General features: G+C 52.0%; 18 protein-coding genes, 1 pseudogene and 1 riboswitch. Of the genes and pseudogenes, 13 read left to right on the top strand and 6 right to left on the bottom strand.

Annotation, left to right across the window (positions count from 1 at the left end; genetic code table 11):
• Nucleotides 1-15 precede the first annotated feature (15 nt).
• The 7 genes and pseudogenes from tyrA to DB847_RS16790 all read left to right on the top strand — a co-directional run bounded on the left by tyrA (nucleotide 16) and on the right by DB847_RS16790 (nucleotide 6,642).
• Nucleotides 16-1,143 (top strand): bifunctional chorismate mutase/prephenate dehydrogenase, encoded by a 1,128-nt coding sequence (gene tyrA, locus DB847_RS16820; protein WP_108651742.1) that lies wholly within the window; start codon nucleotides 16-18, stop codon nucleotides 1,141-1,143.
• Between the two features lie 37 nt (nucleotides 1,144-1,180).
• Entirely contained in the window at nucleotides 1,181-2,329 is a 1,149-nt protein-coding gene (locus DB847_RS16815; protein WP_108651741.1) for an AAA family ATPase, read from the top strand.
• A gap of 63 nt (nucleotides 2,330-2,392) precedes the next feature.
• Nucleotides 2,393-2,459, top strand: a riboswitch (Fluoride riboswitch).
• Between the two features lie 117 nt (nucleotides 2,460-2,576).
• Entirely contained in the window at nucleotides 2,577-3,269 is a 693-nt protein-coding gene (locus DB847_RS16810) for an iron-sulfur cluster assembly scaffold protein (RefSeq protein WP_108651740.1), read from the top strand.
• Nucleotides 3,220-4,276, top strand: a pseudogene (locus DB847_RS26715) (GGGtGRT protein). Before DB847_RS16810 ends, DB847_RS26715 begins: the two are co-directional and overlap by 50 nt.
• Before the next feature lie 20 nt (nucleotides 4,277-4,296).
• A complete protein-coding gene (locus DB847_RS16800; protein WP_159084693.1) occupies nucleotides 4,297-5,193 on the top strand; it encodes a universal stress protein in 897 nt (298 codons plus the stop codon).
• 57 nt (nucleotides 5,194-5,250) lie between these two features.
• On the top strand, nucleotides 5,251-5,628 hold the full coding sequence (crcB, locus tag DB847_RS16795; RefSeq protein ID WP_108651738.1) for a fluoride efflux transporter CrcB: 378 nt from the start codon (nucleotides 5,251-5,253) through the stop codon (nucleotides 5,626-5,628).
• A gap of 108 nt (nucleotides 5,629-5,736) precedes the next feature.
• Nucleotides 5,737-6,642 carry a manganese-dependent inorganic pyrophosphatase gene (locus tag DB847_RS16790; RefSeq protein WP_108651737.1) on the top strand — a complete coding sequence of 302 codons (906 nt, stop codon included), beginning with the start codon at nucleotides 5,737-5,739 and terminating at the stop codon, nucleotides 6,640-6,642.
• A gap of 73 nt (nucleotides 6,643-6,715) precedes the next feature.
• Here DB847_RS16790 and DB847_RS16785 read toward each other — a convergent pair whose 3' ends face one another.
• Nucleotides 6,716-7,465, bottom strand: coding sequence for a phosphatase PAP2 family protein (locus DB847_RS16785; RefSeq protein ID WP_108651736.1), 750 nt, complete (start codon nucleotides 7,463-7,465; stop codon nucleotides 6,716-6,718).
• Between the two features lie 214 nt (nucleotides 7,466-7,679).
• Nucleotides 7,680-9,170 carry a PHD finger domain-containing protein gene (locus DB847_RS16780; protein WP_108651735.1) on the bottom strand — a complete coding sequence of 497 codons (1,491 nt, stop codon included), beginning with the start codon at nucleotides 9,168-9,170 and terminating at the stop codon, nucleotides 7,680-7,682.
• 423 nt (nucleotides 9,171-9,593) lie between these two features.
• On the opposite strand from DB847_RS16780, the gene DB847_RS16775 reads away from it, so the two are divergent.
• Entirely contained in the window at nucleotides 9,594-10,214 is a 621-nt protein-coding gene (locus DB847_RS16775) for a hypothetical protein (RefSeq protein ID WP_108651734.1), read from the top strand.
• 61 nt (nucleotides 10,215-10,275) lie between these two features.
• On the opposite strand, the gene DB847_RS16770 is transcribed toward DB847_RS16775, so the two are convergent.
• Entirely contained in the window at nucleotides 10,276-12,210 is a 1,935-nt protein-coding gene (locus DB847_RS16770; protein ID WP_108651733.1) for a PTS fructose transporter subunit IIABC, read from the bottom strand.
• A 366-nt stretch (nucleotides 12,211-12,576) separates the two neighbouring features.
• Between DB847_RS16770 and DB847_RS16765 the strand changes: the two genes are divergently transcribed.
• Nucleotides 12,577-13,473 (top strand): helix-turn-helix transcriptional regulator, encoded by an 897-nt coding sequence (locus tag DB847_RS16765; protein WP_108651732.1) that lies wholly within the window; start codon nucleotides 12,577-12,579, stop codon nucleotides 13,471-13,473.
• A 274-nt stretch (nucleotides 13,474-13,747) separates the two neighbouring features.
• Here DB847_RS16765 and DB847_RS16760 read toward each other — a convergent pair whose 3' ends face one another.
• The 3 genes from DB847_RS16760 to DB847_RS16750 all read right to left on the bottom strand — a co-directional run bounded on the left by DB847_RS16760 (nucleotide 13,748) and on the right by DB847_RS16750 (nucleotide 15,976).
• Complete coding sequence (locus DB847_RS16760; protein ID WP_159084692.1) at nucleotides 13,748-14,545, bottom strand: PTS sugar transporter subunit IIA; 798 nt, start codon at nucleotides 14,543-14,545, stop codon at nucleotides 13,748-13,750.
• On the bottom strand, nucleotides 14,542-14,853 hold the full coding sequence (locus tag DB847_RS16755; protein WP_108651730.1) for a PTS fructose transporter subunit IIB: 312 nt from the start codon (nucleotides 14,851-14,853) through the stop codon (nucleotides 14,542-14,544). The genes DB847_RS16760 and DB847_RS16755 overlap by 4 nt, the downstream gene beginning before the upstream one ends.
• Before the next feature lie 166 nt (nucleotides 14,854-15,019).
• Nucleotides 15,020-15,976, bottom strand: a complete 957-nt coding sequence (locus DB847_RS16750; protein WP_159084691.1) for a DUF2860 family protein — start codon at nucleotides 15,974-15,976, stop codon at nucleotides 15,020-15,022.
• Between the two features lie 698 nt (nucleotides 15,977-16,674).
• Here DB847_RS16750 and hisS point away from each other — a divergent pair.
• From hisS to der, 4 genes are all read left to right on the top strand, one after another.
• The gene (gene hisS, locus DB847_RS16745) at nucleotides 16,675-17,949 is read left to right on the top strand and encodes a histidine--tRNA ligase (RefSeq protein ID WP_108651728.1); all 1,275 of its coding nucleotides are present in this window, start codon (nucleotides 16,675-16,677) and stop codon (nucleotides 17,947-17,949) included.
• Between the two features lie 13 nt (nucleotides 17,950-17,962).
• The gene (locus DB847_RS16740) at nucleotides 17,963-18,625 is read left to right on the top strand and encodes a YfgM family protein (protein WP_159084690.1); all 663 of its coding nucleotides are present in this window, start codon (nucleotides 17,963-17,965) and stop codon (nucleotides 18,623-18,625) included.
• Nucleotides 18,615-19,787 carry an outer membrane protein assembly factor BamB gene (bamB, locus tag DB847_RS16735; protein WP_108651726.1) on the top strand — a complete coding sequence of 391 codons (1,173 nt, stop codon included), beginning with the start codon at nucleotides 18,615-18,617 and terminating at the stop codon, nucleotides 19,785-19,787. Before DB847_RS16740 ends, bamB begins: the two co-directional genes overlap by 11 nt.
• Before the next feature lie 95 nt (nucleotides 19,788-19,882).
• Nucleotides 19,883-21,361 carry a ribosome biogenesis GTPase Der gene (gene der / locus DB847_RS16730; RefSeq protein WP_108651725.1) on the top strand — a complete coding sequence of 493 codons (1,479 nt, stop codon included), beginning with the start codon at nucleotides 19,883-19,885 and terminating at the stop codon, nucleotides 21,359-21,361.
• Nucleotides 21,362-21,366 lie beyond the last annotated feature (5 nt).

Raw genomic sequence — 21,366 nt, 5'->3', positions numbered from 1 at the left:
TGGGGCGGAGAAATAATGGCAAAACAATTACAAAAGTTGCGTGAATCGATCGATGCGATCGATAGTCAGCTGGTTGAACTTCTGGCAAAGCGACTGGAGCTGGTCGGTGATGTGGGACGTGTAAAGAGTCACCATGGTTTGCCACTCTATGTCCCCGAGCGCGAGGCGAGTCTGCTCCGCGAGCGTCGCGAGCAGGCGAAGGGGTGTGGGATTAGCCCGGATATGATAGAAGATGTTTGGCAACGGCTGATCCGTGAGTCCTATTCCAATGAGAAGGGGGTCGGCTTCAAATGTCTCAACCCCGAGCTGGGGGAGATAGTGATCATTGGTGGCGGAGGGCGCCTGGGTTCCCTGTTTGTAGAGATGTTCCGCCTGTCCGGTTACTCGGTGTCGATTCTGGAAGAAGCAGATTGGCCAGACAGTGAAGCTTTGCTGGCCAAAGCCGGCATGGTGATCGTGAGTGTCCCGATCACTGTGACTTGTGAGGTGATCGATCGCCTCAGTAAGCTGTCGAAAGAGTGTATCCTGGTGGATCTCACCAGTGTCAAACAGCAGCCTCTGGCACACATGCTGGATGTGCACCCCGGACCTGTTGTAGGACTGCACCCTATGTTTGGTCCCGATGTCAGTAGCCTGGCTCGGCAGGTGATCGCCGTGTGCCACGGCCGCGAATCTTCGACTTACCATTGGCTCCTTGAGCAGCTGCAGATCTGGGGAGTGCGTCTTGAAGAGGTGGATGCCGCAGAGCATGACCGGCTGATGTCGATTATTCAGGGGCTACGCCATTTTACCACCTTTGCTTATGGCTCAAACCTGTGTGATCTCAAGGTCGATCTGGATCAGCTGCTCAACCTGAGCTCTCCCATCTACCATCTGGAGCTGGCGATGGTTGGACGCCTGTTTGCCCAGGAGCCTGAGCTGTATGCGGATATCATCTTTTCTTCAGAGGAAAATTGCCGCCAGATTGAACGCTACATCGAGAGCCTGCAGCAGGCCGTTAAGCTCCTGCACTCCGGAGACAAGCAAGCATTTATGCAGCGCTTTCGTGAGGTGAGTGAGTTTTTTGGAGAGCATGCCGAGCAGTTTTTGAAGGATAGTCGGCAGCTTTTGACCCAGGCCCGGGATCACCGGCATCAACTGTGATTGCAGTAACAATGCATCATGATCCGTGAACTGAAGAATGATCCGTGAACTGAAGATCCAGGGTTATCGCTCGATTCGCAAACTCAGCATCTCTCTGGGGCGGATCAATGTGATCCAGGGGCCCAATGGCTGCGGCAAGAGTAATCTCTATCACTCGGTGCGGCTTTTGGCTCAAACCGTGGAGGGGAATCTCCCGGGGATGCTGGCTGCTGAGGGGGGGCTTTCCCAGGCGATGTGGGCCGGTGGTCTGCGCCGTGGTGATAGAAAGGGAGATCCCAAAAGGGTTATCCTGAGTGCCCAGACCGAACAGTTTGGCTTTGAACTTCAGCTGGGACTGCCTACTCCTAATCCCATGTCGCTGTTTTCTCTGGATCCCGAGATCAAAGAGGAGACCTTGTGGCTCACCGACAGTTGCCGCCCATCGACCACCATCTTAAAGCGGCGTAATCAGTCGGCACGGCTTCGAAATATCCAGGGTGAGCAGGTGCAATACAATGCGACCTTGCTGCAAACCGAGTCTGTGTTCAGCCACCTGGCGGAGCCTCATCTCTATCCCGAGGTTTCAGAGGTTCGGGAGACGCTGCGACGCTGGCGGTTTTATCACCAGTTCCCGACTCACGCCGAGGCGGCGGTACGCTGGCCGCAGGTTGGAACGCGCACCACAGTGCTGAGTGACGATGGACGGGACCTGGCTGCAGCCTTTGCGACCATTGAGGAGATTGGCGACTCCGAGCTTCTTCATGAATGTCTGAGCGAGGCTTTTCCCGGTAGCCGGTTTGGCGTCCGCCTGGAGGGAGGACGCTTTGAGGTCCTGATGCATAAGCAGGGGCTGATCCGCCCCCTCGGCACAGCCGAGATGTCAGATGGGACGCTACGTTTCCTGTGTCTCACGGTCGCCTTGTTGACCCCCAGGCCTCCGGGATTGATGGCCCTCAATGAGCCGGAAACCAGTCTTCATCCTTCACTGCTTCCCGCTTTAGGGCGGCTGATTTCACTCGCCGGACGTTGGAGTCAGCTATGGATCACCACCCACTCAGAGGGATTGGCCAATGCCATCGAGCGCCACTCCCCATGCCACAGAATTGCTCTTGAAATGCGTGATGGAGAGACCCGTCTGAGGGAGCAAGCAATGGCAAGTGTCAGTTATGATCCCACCAATCGCTGCTGGTCTTTTGATGGCGAGTGAGTTTTCAGCCTGGTTAAACGCGGGAGTTGACAGTCCGGGATTAGTTATTGCACAATTCGCCCACAAGTTGTAGGTGATGACGTTCCACCTTGAACCGTAGCTTAGCGCTACTAATGACGTCTGGTCTGTTAGACATTGAAGCCCGAGAGGGAAGTGTCTGCATGTCCAGCGTTGGCCTGCAACCCCTCCTGAAATTCGATGTCTCCGGTTTTGTTTGATTTGCAAACATGATGAGCGAGGCAAAATCATGAATTACAGCACTGAAGTAGAACAGATGTGTCCCATCCAGCGTGGTCCAAACCACGCCAATGCGCCGATCCCGGTTGAGGGACAGTGGCTCAATGTCAAAGAGGTGAGCGCTCTGTCCGGGGTGAGCCATGGCGTAGGCAGCTGTGCCCCACAACAAGGGGCTGCCAAGCTGACTCTGAACATCAAGCAGGGGATCATCGAAGAGGCACTGATCGAAACGGTCGGTTGCTCCGGGATGACCCAATCTGCGGCGATGGCGGCAGAGATCCTCACAGGTAAAACCATTCTTGAAGCACTCAATACCGACCTGGTGTGTGATGCGATTAATGTCGCGATGCGTGAAATCTTTCTCCAATACGCCTATGGGCGCACTCAAACCGCCTTTTCTGAAGGGGGATTATCGATCGGTGCCTGCCTTGAAGATCTGGGAAAAGGGCTTGTCAGTCAGGTGGGGACTCACTATGGCACACAGGCTAAAGGAGCTCGCTATCTGCAGATGGCTGAGGGGTATATCACCCGTCTGGCTCTGGATGAACATGATGAGATTATCGGCTACGAGTTTATTCACCAGGGAAAGCTGATGGCTCTATTGGCCGAGGGATGCCCACCCGAAAAAGCCCTGGCCGAGACCAAAGGCTGTTATGGCCGTTTCGATGAAGCCGCTCGTACCATTAATCCCCGTCATCAGTAAGGAGTCTGTCATGTCACTTTTTGAAAATTATCAGCGTCGTATTGAGCAGATCACTCCGATTCTTCAAAGCTATGGGGCTGATTCACTGGAGCAGGCTCAGGAGTACTGCCTGGCTCATGGAGTTGATCCTCAGAAAATCGTTCGGGAGACTCAACCCATCGCCTTTGATGATGCGGCCTGGGCCTACACTCTGGGGCCTTTGTCGCCCTTAAAAAGGGCGCAAAAACAGCAGCCGAAGCTGCCGAATATTTAGGTGAGGGGCTGCAGGCCTTTTGTATTCCAGGCTCGGTTGCCGAGCAGCGCCAGGTTGGTTTGGGCCATGGGAAGCTTGCCCGTCGCCTGCTGAGTGAGCAAAGTCACTGCTTCTGTTTCCTGGCGGGTCACGAGTCTTTTGCGGCCGCCGAGGGGGCGATCAAAATAGCCCTTAATGCCAACCGGGTCAGAAAGGAGCCCCTCAAGGTGATCCTCAATGGCCTGGGTAAGGACGCGGCTTATCTTATCTCCCGAATCAATGGCTTTAGCTATGTTCAAACTCAGTATCATTACCACAGTGGCGAGCTGGAGATCATCGGTTGTCGACGCTTTAGTGAAGGCCCCGGGGAGAGATCCTCTGTTATGGTGCGGATGATGTTTCAGAGGGGGTTGCGATCATGCATCATGAGCAGGTTGATATCTCAATTACCGGCAACTCAACCAACCCGACCCGCTTTCAGCACCCGGTGGCGGGAACCTATAAGAAGCAGCGGCTCGCCAGTGGGGAGAGTTACTTTTCGGTGGCCTCTGGCGGAGGAACCGGGCGCACCCTGCATCCGGATAATGTGGGGGCAGGTCCAGCCTCTTACGGGATGACGGATACCATGGGGCGGATGCATTGCGATGCCCAGTTTGCCGGGTCATCCTCAGTTCCGGCTCACGTCGAGATGATGGGCCTCATCGGGATGGGGAACAACCCCATGGTGGGGGCCTCGGTGGCCATTGCTGTTGCCATAGAGCAGTGTCAGGCTTAAGTTGTAGTGGAGAGATGATGATGCCAATTAAGACCCGCTCCGCAGTCGGTTACCGGTGTATCCTGTGCTGTGTTGATCTGCTCAATCCGGACGAGAGTTACTTGAGGCGTGCCGCCGAGTTTGCTAAGTCCCGTGAGGCTGAGCTTGAGTTGGTGTATGTGGCCGAGCCTCACCACCGCTCGTTTCTTGGACGGCTTTTCGGCTCAGCCGAGGCTGAGCAAAACCTGGAGGAGCTCATCTATGGGGCAAGACAGCAGTTGGAGCAATGGCTTCCTCAATTGCCCGGGCATATCAGTAAGCAGGTAATGGGGGTAGGCTCCCTGGCCGATGATCTGGCGTCACAACTTAAAGAGAGCCAACCCGATCTCATTATTATGGGGCAACATCATCTCTCTCCTCTCTATCGCCTGTTGGAGGGGGATGAGCTGCATGGGCTAGTCCAGCATTGTGCTTGCGATCTCTTGATCCTTGAGGCGAAGCGAGACTGGTGTCACCCTATGTCGCTGCTGGCGGCTGTCGACTTTGAGCCGACAACGCCAGTTTTGTTAAGCATGGCGGATCAGATTGCCTGCGGATTGGGAGGAAGGTTAACGGCCTTGCATGTAACCGAGCTTTTGCAGCATGCGAACATAGCCTTAGATCTGGAAGAGGAGCCGGGAGAACATCTGAAACAGCTGCAGCTTGCAGACCGTGAGATGGCAACAGCACTCGAGCAATCCGATGAATTCACCCTCAAGGCTTGCCTGCTGAAAACCGGTGAGGTGGAGCAGCTGCTCCTCAGGGGGCAGAGGGAGCTGAAGCCGGATCTGATGCTACTTGGGAATACCCATAGTTCATCCATATTCAGGCTTGATGGACATCTGCACAGCCTCATTCATCAATTACCCGGTGATATCCTGGTTTTGAGAATATCCTGAAACGTTTTTTGTGAGGGCAGGGACTCTCTGCCCGATTTTTTGTTAAGAGGAGAAGATATGTTTGCGTTGGCCTTTGTTGCCCTGGGTGGAGCGATTGGTGCCTGTATGCGATTTGGCATCTCAGAGCTGATGGCCTGGTTGCTCGGGCGTGGTTTTCCTTATGGGACCATGACGGTCAATATTTTGGGATCCCTTATCATGGGATTGATGGTTTCGCTGATCCAGCACCAGTGGCTCAGTGGGATCCCCTGGCGTCCCTTTATTATGGTGGGGCTTTTGGGGGCCTTGACCACCTTCTCCTCCTTTGCCCTGGATAACATCCTGCTGCTGGAGCAGGGGGCATTCATCAAGGCGGCCCTGAATGTGGTGATCAATGTGGTGGTGTGTCTGGCGGCTGTTTATGTGGGGATGCAGCTGATCCCAAGCCGCTCCTGAGGGGGGATAACCCAATTGATTCCCTCATGACTTTCATCGAACACCCTAGTATGATATGGCGGCTTTCTTTCGAGAAAAATCGATTTATATCTGTTTCAAGGAAATATCATGATTCAAGTGGTTGGGCACAAGAGCCCGGATAGTGACAGCATCTGTACCGCACTGGTCGCGGTCGAACTCCTCAAGGCCCGTGGTGAAGAGGCTAAAGCGGTACGTCAGGGTGAGTTGAACCGTGAAACTCAGTTTATTCTGGATCGCGCCGGGGTTAATGCGCCCGAGATGTGTACCGGGGTTGCCGGACAGAAGGTATGGCTGGTGGATTATTCCGATCTGACTCAGGCACCTGACGATATCGCCGAGGCTGAGATCCTGGGGATCATCGATCATCATCGCCTGGGTGATGTCACCACTACCAACCCTCTCGAAGCCTGGATCTGGCCTGTGGGTTGTAGCTGTACCGTGCTGTTTAACCTGTTGCAGATTGAAAAGGTTGAGATCACCCGCCCTATGGCGATGCTGATGATGTCGGCAATCCTGAGCGATACCGTCGGTTTTGCGTCTCCAACCTGTACCGATAAAGATAAGGATGCGGTTCACGCCCTGGCACCTTTGGCGGGAATCGAAGATCTGGATGGCTATATCAAGGAGCTGTTGATTGCCAAGACGGATATCGCAGGCCTGAGTGCATCCGAGCTGGTTGAGAAAGATCTCAAGGCGTATCCATACAATGATCGTAAGGTGGTTGTGGGTCAGATTGAACTGGCGACTCTGGAGCAGGTCGATGGGATGATTGATGAGCTGCAGGCCGATCTGACAGAGCGCTGTGAGCGCGATGGCTTGGCTCTGGCGGCTCTGATGCTGACCGATATCACCACCGCGACGACTCGTCTTCTGTATCAGGGAGAGTGGGCCGGTAAGCTCGAAGGCTATGCCAAAGATGGCAAGCTGATGATGGAGAACACCCTGAGCCGTAAGAAGCAGGGCTGGCCCTGGCTGCAGGAAGTACTCAAGTAATCTGCTACGGCTGATTTGTAAAAAACCGGATCTAATGATCCGGTTTTTTATTACCTCTCTTCCGCTGACTGATTTAGCGGGTTGGTTGATCCCTCTTTTTCAGCATCAGTCCCAGGCGATGGGTCACCCCAATGGCCAGGGCTGAGATCATTCCGGCTAACAGTACGGATACCAGCACATCAACGGGCCAGTGCATCCCGAGCAGCATTCGGCTCAGCCCCATGGCAAGGCTCCAGCCACAGATAATAACCGGTATCAGGATGAAGCCTGCACTGAGAAAGTAGTAGGCGGCAACCAGTGCCAGGGTGGTGGCAAAGATGGTGTGTCCCGACGGAAAGGCATAGCCAACCTCCTTTTCCCAGTGGCGCTCAATAGAGGGTGAAATAAGCTGGCTGGCATCCATGCGCTGTAGAGCAGAGCTCATCAGCTCAGCCCTTTGGGAGCTTGGTTGTTGATAAAACCCGGGAACCGACAACAGATCCTGACTGGCGAGCCACACTATATTGGGGCGGGGCTCCTGAAAGTAGTTTTTGAGTTGGTGGCTCAGGCTCAGGCTGAGGGTGAGGCTGATGATAAGCGCCAGGACTAATCTACGAAAGATCCGGCGGGGCAGGTAGAAGAGCCCAAGGAGCAGTACCACGACCACGGTCAAGGCACCATCCGGCGCATTACCGCTGCGGGTGATCCAGTACAGCAGGCTCGATGAAGCCCCATCGAGTGATATCCCGGGAAAGAGCGAGATCTGAGTGATGATAAAGCCCGCAGGAATGATCGCCAGCAGGAGCCAACTCATCAGCATAAATTGAATTTTTCGTTGAGCCATCGACTCTTTGACTCCTGTAAACCAACTGTCTTGGATCAAAGTTGGAATTTACCATGAATCCTCAAGTTTGAGTCAAGCATAATAGCCTTCGATAGCATCAGATAATCTTGTCTTCATCGCAATATGCGGCCAACATATCACTCCCGAGGCTCGCACCATCCATGGTACGAAGTTCTCACGGAGCAAGATTTAGCTGCCGCTTCTCCTTAGAGGGTCAGTTAAGTCTTATTGAAGCTTCATTTGCTAACTTTGCGATGAGCTCTTCATTTGCCCAATCTATCTCCTGTAGAGCATGGCTAGATCTGGGGTTCATCTCAACCTGATGCCTGGCGAAGTTGAGATAGTTTTTATGACAGGCATTACACAGCCGCTCGTTTCTGAAGTACTTTCTCTTCGGAGCACAGGTGTCACAAAAGTGTCCGGTTCCGCAAAGACGGCAGTGATGTCTGTGACCCATCCGGGTTGGGTTTTCACAGTCTGTTGAGATACAGCTGTTTTGCTGCTGTGTGGTCCACTCAGGTTTGCGCTTAATCTTCGAATAGTGATGGGAGAATGCATTGCTAGTTTGGAATTGTGGCTCCCTAGGTGGCCTGAACCCCGCCTCCCTTTCACCTCCCATGAAAATGGATTGTTCGAAACCGGGCGCTGCAAAGCGATAATCTCTGTGTTTTTGATATAAGCTGTTGAGTTCACTATTGAAATCAAACTGATATATACAGGCTTGTATACCATAGCGATCCAGAGAGTTTACAAAAAAGTCTCGAGCATAAGCATAGGAAAGGCTTAAAAAATGTTCACTATAATCATGATCCGGCACCGGAATCCTCTCTATCTCCAATTCGGTTCTGGGATTAAAGTCAGGAAGCATTTGCTTATAAAATGTTCTCCTCTCCATCGGCATGCTCTTTTTATCGTAGGATCCGAGTATAACTTTGCAGAATTTTATATTGGTGCAGCTGGTAAGGTTTATGTGTTTTTGAGAGATACTAAAGCTATTTTGCCAGTGATTCCCCGGCACGGGTTGGTCGGCAAAAATATATACAGGAATATCGTTAAGATTTCTTTGATTCAGGTATTTAGCAAACGCAAAACAGGTGACCGCACCTCGGCTATAACCACTTAAGATTAGGTGATCAACTATTTTATAGTCAACCTGTTTTAGATTTTCAATGTCTGAGGAAAACATCCCACTCCTACTTTCATGGTAATAGAAACCACCATATGCATCACCCAATGAGCTTCTAAGAGAATATTCAGTGATTGGGAATTTATTGCCATTAAATAAACGGCGTAGCTTTTCGCAGATAATACTTAAGTCCGGGAATATCCTTCCAACTTTTCCTGCAACATCTGTCTTATGACAGCCATTGATAATGAGAAGTGCTGTCGAGCCCTCCAGTTGATGGGTTTCAAAGTAGAATCGATTATTAATAAAATCAGCAATACCACTCTCAAGCCCTTTGCGTTGAATTTCAGTGTAGCAATCATTGCAAACACTGAGGTTAAAGTAATCCTCTCTGCTGGGAGCACACTGACTACAAAAGTTATCTTTCCGGCATACTCTGCAATATTGGCGATTACTCCCGGAGAGGGGGTGATTGCACTGTTGTGAAATACAGTGAGTCTGTTTTACTTCCCTTTCCTCTTTTTTTGTGATTGAGCCTGGGTCATCACCGGTTCCGGTAAAATGAATTATCAGCTTCATAATTATATCCCTTGATTTTAAACAGCATAATAGGTGGGGTTATTTTGAACAGAATCTTTCCCCTTAAATATTATATGGTAATCAAATGGGTCCTTTCTATCGGGTGAACCCCTTAAATTTATGAGTCACTTTATGAGTAGTCAATTAATCACAGTGCCATATTATATATCCCTTGTTATATTGGATGCGTAGGTGTTACTTATTGTTAATGAGCTGGTGGAATGGAACCCTGTGTTTATCTTGGCTATTTAATAGCCTGAGTATGAAGTGGATTAAAGATAATCTTTTTACCTAACTTTGAATCGGTGAATTATAGAAGTTTGGGTAAAGTATTGAGACGATTGTAAATAACAAATAAAAGCAGGATTTATTTTCGCATCTATACTAAGGAGCATCAAGGGTGAATAATTAAGGACATAAGTTATGAAAAATAAAGTCTACTCTCGTATGAGCAGTGTTGGATTGCTGTGTTTTTCATTATTGCTACTTGCAGGTTGCGCCGGGACGGTCAAACATATGAAACCTGTTTCTTCTTCTCAGGTGAGTCTTCAGCCTGAGCCCGGGAAGTCACTGCTGGTGTTTATGCGCCCTTCAGGGATGGCGTTTGGGATCCAATCCAGTGTATTTGAGATCGTCCAGAAAAAACCTGAGCTGGTAGGAATATTAGCCGCGAAAAAGAAGGTGGTCTATGCTCTGGAACCGGGGAAACACCTGTTTATGGTGGTGGGGGAGAGCGCCGACTTTATGTCCGCGGAGCTTGCTCCGAATAAGGTCTATTACGCCCGGGTGACCCCACGTATCGGATTTTGGAAGGCGCGTTTCTCTCTTGCTCCCGTAACGCCTGAGCAGATGAAGTCTCCCGAATTTAAAGAGTGGCTCCAGGAGAGTGAGTGGGTTGAGTTAACCCTGGATTCTCAGCAGTGGGCCCGTGAGAATATGCCCAGTATTGAGTCTAAATATCACAAGTACTATCCGGAATGGCTGGCGAAGGGAGCTGCAAAGCAACCGAAATTAAATCCGGGAGATGTCAGCCAGGGGATGTGATCGGATATCTTCTTTGGAGAAACCCCCTCGATATTCCGAGGGGGTTTGGCTTAAATGTCAGTTAAGCAACAGCGCCTTCAGACTGAGCTTCTAGCTGGCTCTCTTTTGCCTGCGAACGAACCTTGCGCATCTTTTTCAGGAATACTGCAACCAGAGCGGTGGCAACGGTTCCGGCGATCATGCACAAAATAGCGATGAAGGGCTTATTCATTGCGCCGAGCAGGGCTACGATAGGGCCACCGTGGGCAACGCTATCGGTCACTCCGAAAGAAAATGCCAGGACGGCGGCGACCATGCTACCGATCATGTTAGCAGGGATCACCGAGAAGGGATCTTGGGCTGCGAATGGAATCGCCCCCTCAGAGATGCCAACCAGTCCCATGGCTCCGGCGGCCTTACCTGCCTCAATTTCGGTCTTCTCAAAGATATCCAGCTTGCGGCCGATCAGGGTTGCCAGTCCCATCCCCAGTGGAGCGACCGGAATTGCACAGGCCATGGCTCCCATGAACTGGGTTTGGCCATTGGCAATCATGCCGACCGAGAACAGGAAGGCGACCTTGTTCACCGGACCACCCATATCAAAGCCGGCCATGCCACCGAGTACTATGCCCAGCAGGATCACGTTGCCAGTACTCATGTGCAACAGCATCTGGTTCATGCTGTCCATCAGGCTGGCGATCGGAGCTCCTATCACGAAGATGAACATGCAGGAGATAAACAGGGTACCAACGATGGGGGCAATGATGATCGGAACCAGCGGCTGGATCATCTTATGGTAGTTACGTGACGCCAACCAGCGAACAAAGTAACCAACCAGCAGACCTGCGATAATTGCACCGATAAATCCAGTACCAGCAGCTGCTCCGTAGAAGGAGCCGTGAGCGGCAATCCAGCCACCGATAAAGCCCGGGGCCAGTGCCGGGCGATCACCAATCGCATAGGCGATATAACCCGCCAGGATCGGGATCATCAGGGTGAAGGCGACGACCCCCACATCCATCACCGATTGCCACATACTCCCTTTGGGAATCGCCATTCCGGCGGCCGTGGGCTCACCACCAATCGCCAGTGACAGAGCGATCAGAAGACCCCCGGTAACAACAAACGGGATCATATGGGAGACACCGTTCATCAGGTAGGTGTAGAGTGCCGAGCGACTGCGCGCCGCAGATTGTTTTTCTAAGGAGGAGGACTCGTTGCCGGCCTGGTACTCGGGAGCTTGCAGCGCCTGTTCAATCAGACCAGGGGCATCTTTGATCGGAGCCTTAACCCCGGTCTTGATCAGTCTCTTGCCTGCAAACCTCTGCATATCGACCTGCTTATCACAGCCGATCACTATGGCATCAGCCCGGGCGATCTCTTCAGGGGTTGGGCTATTTTTCACCCCGATAGAGCCGTTGGTTTCAACCTTGATCTGGTAGCCAAGTTTGCTTGCAGCTTTCTCCAGGGCTTCGGCAGCCAGATAGGTATGGGCCACCCCCGCAGGACAGCCGGTCACACCAATAATGAATCCCTTGGACTCTCCCTGTGCAAGAGCCTCTGGCTTCTCCTGTCTCTCCAGCAGCAGCTCAAGTGCCTGCTCCTGAGTCTTGGCGGACATAAAGGCCTCTACAAATCCCTCTTCAATCAGTTTTGATGAGAGCTCTGCAAGGACCTCTATGTGGTGGTCGGCGCCGCCGTCTGGTGAAGCGATCATGAAAAACAGTTTGGAGGGCAGGCCATCTTCTGCGCCATAGTCGATTCCGCTACGGCTGATCCCGATAGCGACTGCCGGTGTGGTGACGGCTTTACTCTTAGCGTGGGGAAGGGCTATTCCCTCTTCAAACCCTGTATTTCCCAGCTCTTCACGAGCACGGATATCATTTAAAAACTGCTCTTTATCACCGATTTTTCCCTGTTTAGACAGCAGATCTGCCAGCTCGGAAAACACCTGCTCTTTGGTTGTTGCTTTTAAATCAAGGCAAATCAGCTGTTCGTTGATTAGCGATGTGATCATGATTTTCTCACCTCAAGGGCTATGGTCATTATGATTAGGGGGGATGCATACTCCAGGGTTATTTTGAGGAGTTAAATAAGAGCTGGGTAGTGTATTAAAAAGGCATTTACTGGATTTTTGTAACCTGCTTTGCGGAGTGTGATCCAGTTATCAAATTTGCAATCTTCTGTGATATTTGTGCGGCCATATCTTCTTTATCAATATTTTCATTGGGTTAGAGAGCGTGCTTGGTGCAAGATTTGATCTTGATGACTGGCTGGAGGATACTTCCCCTGTACCAGGGTAACCTTGGTAGCTCTTGAGCTATTTTTGACTTTTATTTGAGTATTTCGCTTTTTTACGCACTTATTTATCCGGAGATGTCTCTTGTCATCACTTTTTTACGATATCGTTGAAAATGTCATCAGTGAGCTGGAATGTATCCGTGAGCTTAAGTTTGCGACCGATGGGCATATGCCTCCGCCATTCAGTTATCAGGTCAACTTTCCAAGGCTGGAGTTGGTTCTCCAGGGGCGCTACCGGAACGAGCTTGACGATCCGGTTCACGGGGTGCAGTCGATTGTGCTTGAAGCTGGAGATGCTCTCTATGTTCCTCCCAACTGCTGGAATAAGCCGGACTGGGAGCATGAGTGCTCCGTACTGAGCCTTTTATTTGGCAAGCGCCAGTTAGGCTTTAGCCTGGTGAGTAAGAAGCAGGGGAGCGAAGGTTTTTTTGATGTGCAAAAACACAGCGTCCAGGCGAAAACCGGCTATGCGATTGACTCGATTCTAACGGCACTCAATACCCTGGCCCGGGAATCGGTCCGCCAGCCGATGGATCGCCACCTGTTGCTGGCTCTGCTTGGTTATTGCCGGCTCTTTCTGGAGGATCCCGCATCATCGGCCAATAAGCGTAGTGAAGATCTTTACCAGGGGATCTGTATCTATATCCAGGAGAATTTTCACCGGGCGATTACCCGTGATTCTATTGCCAGGCGCTTTAATATCAGTCCCAATCACCTGTCCCGTTTGTTCCGTCACCAGGGACACATGCGCTTGGTTGATTATATCGGTTGGGTACGACTGGAGCGGGCCAAGTTCATGCTCAAGCGCTATAACATACGTCTGCATGAGATTGCCAGCCGCTGTGGTTATCGGGATGTGAACTACTTTTGCCGGGTGTTTAAAGATAAAACCGGACGCACACCGACAGAATATCGCAGCCTGGGCAAGCTTGCCGGTGAGACCTCAGTCGAAGGAGAGGCTGGAGTTCTGTCGCTATAAGAGCTTCAGGCCAGGAAGGTCCTGGTACCACATAGCTCAAATACCTTTACCGCCTGCAGTGTGATGAATTATTTGAGCCATGGGCGAAGTTATTCGTGGAATAACGTAGCGCGAGGTATGGACACCGAGCAGGGAAAGGTTATCAAGGATGGGAATCGGCGAATCACGCAGCTCGACGGAGGGATCCACTCGGGCATTCCCGACACGGTTTGTAGCTGTTCGGCAAGTCCTGGAGCATCGGCATAAGCGGTAAGGATAATAACGCTTAGTAGCACTAGGGGCTGCGTCCCGCCTGCCGGAGGCCCAGGCTGATGATCGCATGGAGTACCTGAGGATGGGTTGCCTGGCACAGAGCCTGGCAGTACAGAGGCTCCAGCAAAGAGCGGGTCAGCCCAACAAAACCTTCAATTACTGTGGGCTTGGCATGGCGTGGCAGTAGCATCAGGATCACCCGGGAAACCATGCCGACACTCGAGTGCCAGTCGATGGACTCGGGAAGAACCCCCGCAATCAAGGCTGGCTGTGCCACGCTATCACTCAGGGTATGTGGTAGTGCAATTCCTCGTCCCATCGCTGTCGCACACAGGGCCTCTCGTTGCATCAAAGCCTCATGGAGCTGTAGTGGATCCCTGATGAGCTCCTTTGGGATCGCGTGGACTAACTCCTTGATCAGTTCTGGTTTGTCTTGATGAGTGGGAAAAAACTGGACCTGTTGTGGTGTAAAGTGAATCAAAGAGGGGGATAGACAAGGTTGAAGCTCATCAACACCCTTAGCTGATTTATTCCCTCCTCGGATCACCAGTGGAAAGTGCTCGGCGACATAGTCGGTTAGGATGAGATGCCCCAACTCGGCATCAAGTCCCTCGATGAGCAACTGACAGAGATCGCCAGGCTTACAGGCAAGGCTAATTACCGCAAGGGGGCTTGCGATATCTGCAACCTGTAACTGAGTTAAGTTGACGAGAGCGACCTGTGATGAAACATAGTTGCTCAGGCGACGAAGCTCCCGGGCCAGATAGGAGGGAAGGCCATCATCACGGCAGTAGAAGGTGATCCGCCTTTCTATAATCACCGGGCGAACTGCTCCTGGCACTGACCGATTATTTTTTCCGGATTGGTGAGTACGGCTTCAATACTCACCTGAAGTTGAGGACACTTAGAAAACCTGTCCATTAACTCAATGGGGATATTCGAGGCGATCAACACCAGATCGGCCCGGGCGATCTCCCGGGGGCTCAGCTGATTTTCGATACCCATGGCGCCCTGAGTCTCGACCTGGATTGGGATCCCTTTTTTATGGGCTGCTTTGTTGAGGGCATCGGCCGCCATGTAGGTATGGGCGATCCCTGTTGGACAGGCGGTGACAGCAATGATTCTCATGATTCATTCATCCTGAATATGGGGGGAGGCACCATTATAGATAAGTGTTCTTTTTCATCACGAAAAAAGAGCAGGGGAGTTGTACTTTTTTGAAGCAGATCGTGTTTTAGAGAGGGTGGACCCTGCAAGCATGGGACAAGGGTCCCGCATAGCGGGACCCTGAGAATTAGAAGAGGTACATCACACCGACTGTGACGCTTCTTATTTCTGTATTGTAATAGGAGATATCTGAAATTGATTTCCCCCAGCTCGCGGTGATCATCCCGTTGAGCTGCTGAAAGCCAAACAGCTGACGGCGGATCAGGTTGGTATTGAATAGATACTCGTTTGAGTTCGCCTTCATGTCATAGATGGGGTTCGCCTCATCATACAGGGTGCGTCCGGCATACAGGTTGGTAACTAGGCTGTATTTACGCAGCATCAGGGTATGGGTTAACTGCATACCATAGCTATTCCCACTCATCGCTGAGCCATCCAGATCGTAATGGCTATATTGCAAAGAGGGGGTAAGCAGTTGTCCGCGGGCGAGACGGAAGTTATAGGAGCCTTCAAGGGAGGTGATATTGCCATTTCGGTCCAGCATTTTCAGATCTGTAGAAGTCAGACCATACGCTGATTGCTGAGATACACCACTTTGCTCATCATCTAATTCTTTTTTGACAAAACTCACGCTGGCACCCCAGGGAGTCCCCATGATCCGATCCCAGCCGAGCTTAGCGCCATTTTTCTTCACATCTGTCTTGTCACGATCGCCATTGGTCTTGTACGGGTCACTCCAAACCTGGTTTGTGATCCCCGAGAAGATATAGGCGGCCTGCACGATCCCTTTGCCATCAAGCTGGTGGCGCACCCCCAGCTGCTGGCTAAAGTCCAGCTGCAGGGCGTTTTGGATCAGGTTACCCACAAAGATCTGGGTTTGGCTCTGGCCGAAGGTGTAGCGAAGATCAAAGTTAAAAGTGGGATTAGTGCCGCTCTTTCGGCTCGGCTCGTTATTAATACCATCGGATTGAGCATTGGCTGAGTCACCAAGACTGGTTCCAGCCACAAAGTTGGACGAAAACTGGCTGTAGTTGGCACCCCCCATCAGATAGCCGGAAAAGCCAGACTCTTTAGGGATTTTCACAATCGCTTCCGCTTGAGAGGTCAAGGGAATTGCCGTTGCAGTTAAAGCAGTAGTGAGCAGCAAGGTTCTGTGTAGCCGATGCATGAAAAGAGTTCTCCATCTCGAAATAAAAAATAAGATTGTTGTAGCCAGAGGCAGCAGACTACCCTGCGCTTTAGCTCGGACTTCAAGGAGGGGCGATCATCGCCCAACCCATGAATATTTACACGTTAACGAATCTTAATAATCCTTAATTATTAGCTAGTGTAGCATTCATTATCATCCGTGCTAACTTCCAGAGGAATTTTGATTTTTCTTTTAACAACAGATAATTATGGTGACATTCTCAATCGCTCTCCTGTACCTTGTTCATCTCGGAGGTCAATTTCTGAATTGATATTTATTCGCCCGATTATGACGCGCTTCTGAGTGCTGAGTTGTTTCGGGGATGGTGAGCAATGGCAGCATTTCACTCAGGGAAAGCAAATAAAGCAGAGATAGTGTTATGGAGATCTCTGCTTACATAGCTGTGGATTTTTCTAAGGTATCCGTCAAAGTTGCTGCCTTTCGGAGAAAGTCGATGGGGTAAACCTGATGATCTGAATCGGTGATAGGATGCCGAGAGTCAGTGAGTCACTGCCACTTATTTTACTTCATCCTGAAACTCCCTATAATGCCAAGCAGTTTTGTCGGTGAATGACTAAAGATTGAGAGAAACAGTGTCCAAGCAGATCCAAGCAATTCGTGGGATGAATGATTGTCTTCCCGAGCAGACCCCCGCATGGCAGAAGGTCGAGTCAACGATTCGTCGCGTCGTGGCATCTTATGGCTACTCGGAGATCAGAACTCCGATGCTGGAGATGACCCCGCTTTTTTGCCGGGCGATTGGGGAAGTGACCGATGTGGTAGAAAAAGAGATGTATACCTTCGAGGATCGCAATGGGGATAGCCTCTCTTTGCGCCCGGAAGGGACTGCCGCTTGTGTTCGTGCCGGGATCCAGCATGGTCTTCTTTATAATCAGGAGCGCAGACTCTGGTACATCGGCCCCATGTTCCGTCATGAGCGTCCACAAAAAGGGCGTTATCGCCAGTTCCACCAGTTCGGAGTTGAGGTGTTTGGCATTGCCAGTGCTGAAGTCGATGCTGAGGTGATCCTGATGAGTGCCCGTTTGTGGCGTGAGTTTGGCATAGAGCAGCATGTCAAACTGCAACTCAACACTTTGGGGAGCAGCGAAGAAAGGGCTGCCTATCGTGATCAGCTACAGAGCTTCCTGCGGGCAAACCTGGACAAATTGGATGAGGACAGCAAGCGCCGCACTGAGACTAATCCGCTGCGGGTTCTCGACAGCAAAAACCCTGAGGTTCAGGAACTTTTAGCGGATGCACCGGTTCTTAATGACTACCTGGGTGAGGAAAGTAAGGCACACTTTGCGACATTGTGTCGCCTGCTGGAGAGTGCTGGCATCGCCTATGAGATCAATCCGCGGCTGGTGCGTGGACTGGATTACTACAACCACACCGTCTTTGAGTGGGTGACAGACAGTCTGGGAGCTCAGGGAACCGTCTGTGCCGGTGGCCGTTATGATGGTATGGTTGAGCAGCTGGGTGGTAAGCCAACCCCGGGCTTTGGCTTCGGGATGGGACTTGAGCGCCTGGTGTTGATGCTGGAATCGCTGGAGAAGAATGGCGATCTGCGAAGCGCCGTTGAGGTTTACCTGTGCGCCGTGGGTGAAGGAACGGCTGAGGCCGCGCTTAAGCTGGCTGAGCAGATCCGTGATGCTGCGCCAGATTGTCGCCTGATGACCCACTGTGGGGGCGGTAACTTTAAAAAGCAGCTCAAGCGGGCAGACAAAAACAATGCTGCGGTTGCTTTTATTCTGGGTGAAGATGAGATCGCTCAGGGGCAGGTGACAGTGAAGTTCCTGCGGGGTCAGGCTGAGCAGCAGAGCATGACCATTGAGCAGGCGATCGAGCTGGTACAACAAGGACTATAAAAAGAGGTTACGAGTGGATATCCATAGCACCGAAGAACAACAAATTGAGGCTCTCAAAGCCTGGTGGAGTGAATACGGCAAGGCGATTATCGGTGGCGTGATCCTGGCGATCATCCTGGTCTCGGGCTGGCGTTATTACAAGCATCACCAGGTGGTTAGCATGCAGGAATCATCTGCTGCTTATACCCAGGTCATTGCATCCTTGAAGACCCAGGGTGAGAAGGCCTATGGCTCGGTGGATAGTTTTATCCAGGAGCATAAGTCTGATAGCTATGGTGCTCTGGCTGCGATGGCTCTTGCGAACAGTGCGGTCGAGAAGGGTAAGTTAGTGGTTGCTCAGGATGCACTGGAAAAAGTTTTGAAACACTCAGACTCAGATCTGATGAAGACCGCAGCAGGCCTGCGTCTGGCACGCATCGATGCGGCTCAGGGAAAAACTGAAGAAGCGCTCAAGCAACTGAGCACCCTCAAGGCAAGCGGTTATCAGGCGCAGATCCATGAGCTTCAGGGTGATCTCTACCTTAAGCAGGGCCTTAAAGATAAGGCGCGTACCGCCTATCAACAGGCAGCGAATGAGGGTGGTTTAGAGTCCAGCTCGGTCTTGCGCCTGAAGATGGATGACTTAGCTCAGCCCGCGGTGGCACAGGTGACCTCAGGAGAGGCTGATGCGAAATAAATTGGCTCTGGCGGCAGCGGCCGCTCTGGCACTGCTTTCGCTGCAGGGATGTGCCGATAAAGATGTGATTGAGATGGCGCCTGTTCCTCAGATCCAGTCTGCCTTCTCTCCGGATATTATGTGGGATAGTTCGGTGGGTGATGGTGTGGGTGCCTTCTACTCACAGTTACGCCCCGTGGTGGATGAGAACCGGATCTTCGCAGCTTCCAGAGATGGCATTGTTCAGGCGATGGATGCCAAGACGGGCAAGCGGCTGTGGCGCATCGATCTCTCGGATCTCAAGATCAATGAGGACAAGCGCAGCGTTCGCCTGTCCGGCGGATTGACCTCGGATAATGGTAACCTCTATTTCGGCTCCGAAGATGGACTGGTGTATGCCGTCAGCGAGCAGGATGGCAAGCTACTTTGGACCCACTCGGTTCCGGGTGAGGTGGTTGCAGCGCCCGCGGTCAATTCAGGCAAGGTAGTTATTTCTCTGACCTCCGGCACCCTGGTTGCTCTTGATCAGCAAAATGGCGATCAGGAGTGGAGCTTTACCGATGATCAGCCATCCCTGTTGCTGCGGGGGGCATCTACGCCTCTGATCGCCGGTGGTGCGGTCTTCTATGGCCGCCCGGATGGCAAGGTCGCCGTGGTCCTCCTGAGTAACGGCCAGCTGGCGCATCAGTTCCAGGTGACGACTGCCAAGGGTGGTACCGAGCTGGCGCGGATGGTGGATGTGAATGCGGCGCCACTGATCCGCAATAATGTGATGTATGCTATTGCTTACAATGGCCAGCTGGTTGCTAACAACGTGATGACAGGCCAGCAGTTGTGGAAGCGTAAATATACTTCCTATCGCAATATTGCTGCCGATGGCCTGAATCTCTATGTGACTGATGATCGCAATCATATCTATAGTATCGATAGTCAAAATGGCGCCGAGCAGTGGTCCAATGACCTGCTGGAGTACCGTAATGTAACGGCTCCTGTGGTCTACGGCGACTACCTGGTGGTTGGCGATGATGAGGGCTACCTGTATTGGTTTGATCTCAATAGTGGTAAGCTCAAAGCGATGAGTAAATTGAGCAGCTCGGGTATCTATGCTGCGCCGGTTGTGGCGGATGGAACCCTGTATGTTCAGGTCCGTGACGGGAAGCTGTTTGCGATCCGTCACGCCTGATCCCGGGCACTAACTGTATTGAAGGCTTCTTGAGGGGACTCGGGGAGCCTTTTCACGTATCTGTTTTAAGAAATCTTAAAGAGGCAATTATTTCAATGGTCCCTGTTGTAGCCCTGGTGGGGCGACCGAATGTAGGTAAATCAACCCTGTTTAACCGACTGACCCGAACTCGGGATGCTTTGGTCGCTGATTTTCCCGGGCTGACCCGCGACAGAAAATATGGCCAGGCGAAACTCGGTGAGCTGGAATTTCTGGTAATCGATACCGGAGGTATCGACGGCACCGAAGAGGGAATTGAAGTTGAGATGGCAGGCCAGTCACTGCAGGCGATTACTGAAGCCGATGTGGTGATGTTTATGGTGGATGCCAGAGCAGGCTTAACCGCGGCCGATCAGGCGATTGCCGAGCATCTGCGTAAAGAGCAGAAGAAGGTATTTTTGGTCGCCAACAAGACAGATGGCATCGACGCCGATAGTGCGGTTGCCGAGTTCTATGCATTGGCACTCGGTGAGATCTACCAGATTGCGGCAGCTCATGGACGTGGCGTGACCTCCCTGCTGGAGCACTCCCTGCGCCCTCATTTTGAGCAGCTGGGTCTGTGCATCGATCCGGAGGAGGAGCCTGAGGTTGATGAGTGGGCCTGGCCTGAAGAGCCGGATCTGGATGCGAGTGATGAGGTGGATGAGCCCGAAGAGGAGGAGATCCGTAACATCAAGCTGGCGATTGTCGGTCGCCCCAATGTGGGTAAATCAACCCTGACCAACCGGATCCTGGGTGAAGATCGGGTGGTGGTTTACGACATGCCGGGTACCACCCGTGACTCTGTCTACATCCCATTTGAGCGAGACGGTCAGCCCTACACCATTATTGATACCGCCGGGGTGCGGCGTCGCAAGCGGGTCAATGAGGCGGTCGAGAAGTTCTCTGTGATCAAGACCCTGCGAGCCATTGAGGATGCGCACGTGGTGCTGCTGGTGATCGATGCCCGTGAGGGGATCTCCGATCAGGATCTCAGCCTGCTGGGCTTTATTCTGAACTCGGGTCGCTCCATCGTGCTGGCGGTGAACAAGTGGGATGGCCTGGATACGGATGTGCGTGATGATATCAAGCGCGAGCTGGATCGGCGTCTTGGCTTTATCGACTTTGCCCGGCTGCACTTCATCTCGGCGCTGCACGGCAGTGGTGTCGGCCACCTGTTCGAGTCGGTGACCGAGGCCTTCGAGAGTGCGACTCGTAAATTGAGTACCGCTCTGGTAACCCGGATCATGCAGATGGCCCAGGATGAGCATCAGCCACCCATGGTACGAGGTCGCCGGATCAAGCTCAAATATGCCCACGCCGGTGGACAGAACCCGCCGCGCATCGTGATTCATGGGAATCAGCTGCGTGATCTGCCCGATAGTTATAAGCGCTATCTCATCAACTACTATCGGCGTAGCCTCAAGATCATGGGGACTCCTATCCATATCGAGTTCCAGGAAGGGAGCAACCCTTATGAGGGTAAGAGTGAAAAACTGACTCTTAGCCAGGTTCGCAAGCGCAAGCGCCTGCTTAAGCATATGAAAAAGAGATAATAAGC

The sequence above is a fragment of the Dongshaea marina genome (assembly GCF_003072645.1).
Classification (GTDB): domain Bacteria; phylum Pseudomonadota; class Gammaproteobacteria; order Enterobacterales; family Aeromonadaceae; genus Dongshaea; species Dongshaea marina.
This window is presented reverse-complemented; position numbering and strand designations above follow the sequence as displayed.

What these genes read in the sequence shown, in the direction of transcription:
- tyrA (WP_108651742.1), top strand. Translation starts at nt 16, where the DNA reads ATGGCAAAACAATTACAAAAGTTGCGTGAATCGATCGATGCGATCGAT.
- DB847_RS16815 (WP_108651741.1), top strand. Translation starts at nt 1,181, where the DNA reads ATGATCCGTGAACTGAAGATCCAGGGTTATCGCTCGATTCGCAAACTC.
- DB847_RS16810 (WP_108651740.1), top strand. Translation starts at nt 2,577, where the DNA reads ATGAATTACAGCACTGAAGTAGAACAGATGTGTCCCATCCAGCGTGGT.
- DB847_RS16800 (WP_159084693.1), top strand. Translation starts at nt 4,297, where the DNA reads ATGCCAATTAAGACCCGCTCCGCAGTCGGTTACCGGTGTATCCTGTGC.
- crcB (WP_108651738.1), top strand. Translation starts at nt 5,251, where the DNA reads ATGTTTGCGTTGGCCTTTGTTGCCCTGGGTGGAGCGATTGGTGCCTGT.
- DB847_RS16790 (WP_108651737.1), top strand. Translation starts at nt 5,737, where the DNA reads ATGATTCAAGTGGTTGGGCACAAGAGCCCGGATAGTGACAGCATCTGT.
- DB847_RS16785 (WP_108651736.1), bottom strand. Translation starts at nt 7,465, where the DNA reads ATGGCTCAACGAAAAATTCAATTTATGCTGATGAGTTGGCTCCTGCTG.
- DB847_RS16780 (WP_108651735.1), bottom strand. Translation starts at nt 9,170, where the DNA reads ATGAAGCTGATAATTCATTTTACCGGAACCGGTGATGACCCAGGCTCA.
- DB847_RS16775 (WP_108651734.1), top strand. Translation starts at nt 9,594, where the DNA reads ATGAAAAATAAAGTCTACTCTCGTATGAGCAGTGTTGGATTGCTGTGT.
- DB847_RS16770 (WP_108651733.1), bottom strand. Translation starts at nt 12,210, where the DNA reads ATGATCACATCGCTAATCAACGAACAGCTGATTTGCCTTGATTTAAAA.
- DB847_RS16755 (WP_108651730.1), bottom strand. Translation starts at nt 14,853, where the DNA reads ATGAGAATCATTGCTGTCACCGCCTGTCCAACAGGGATCGCCCATACC.
- bamB (WP_108651726.1), top strand. Translation starts at nt 18,615, where the DNA reads ATGCGAAATAAATTGGCTCTGGCGGCAGCGGCCGCTCTGGCACTGCTT.
- der (WP_108651725.1), top strand. Translation starts at nt 19,883, where the DNA reads ATGGTCCCTGTTGTAGCCCTGGTGGGGCGACCGAATGTAGGTAAATCA.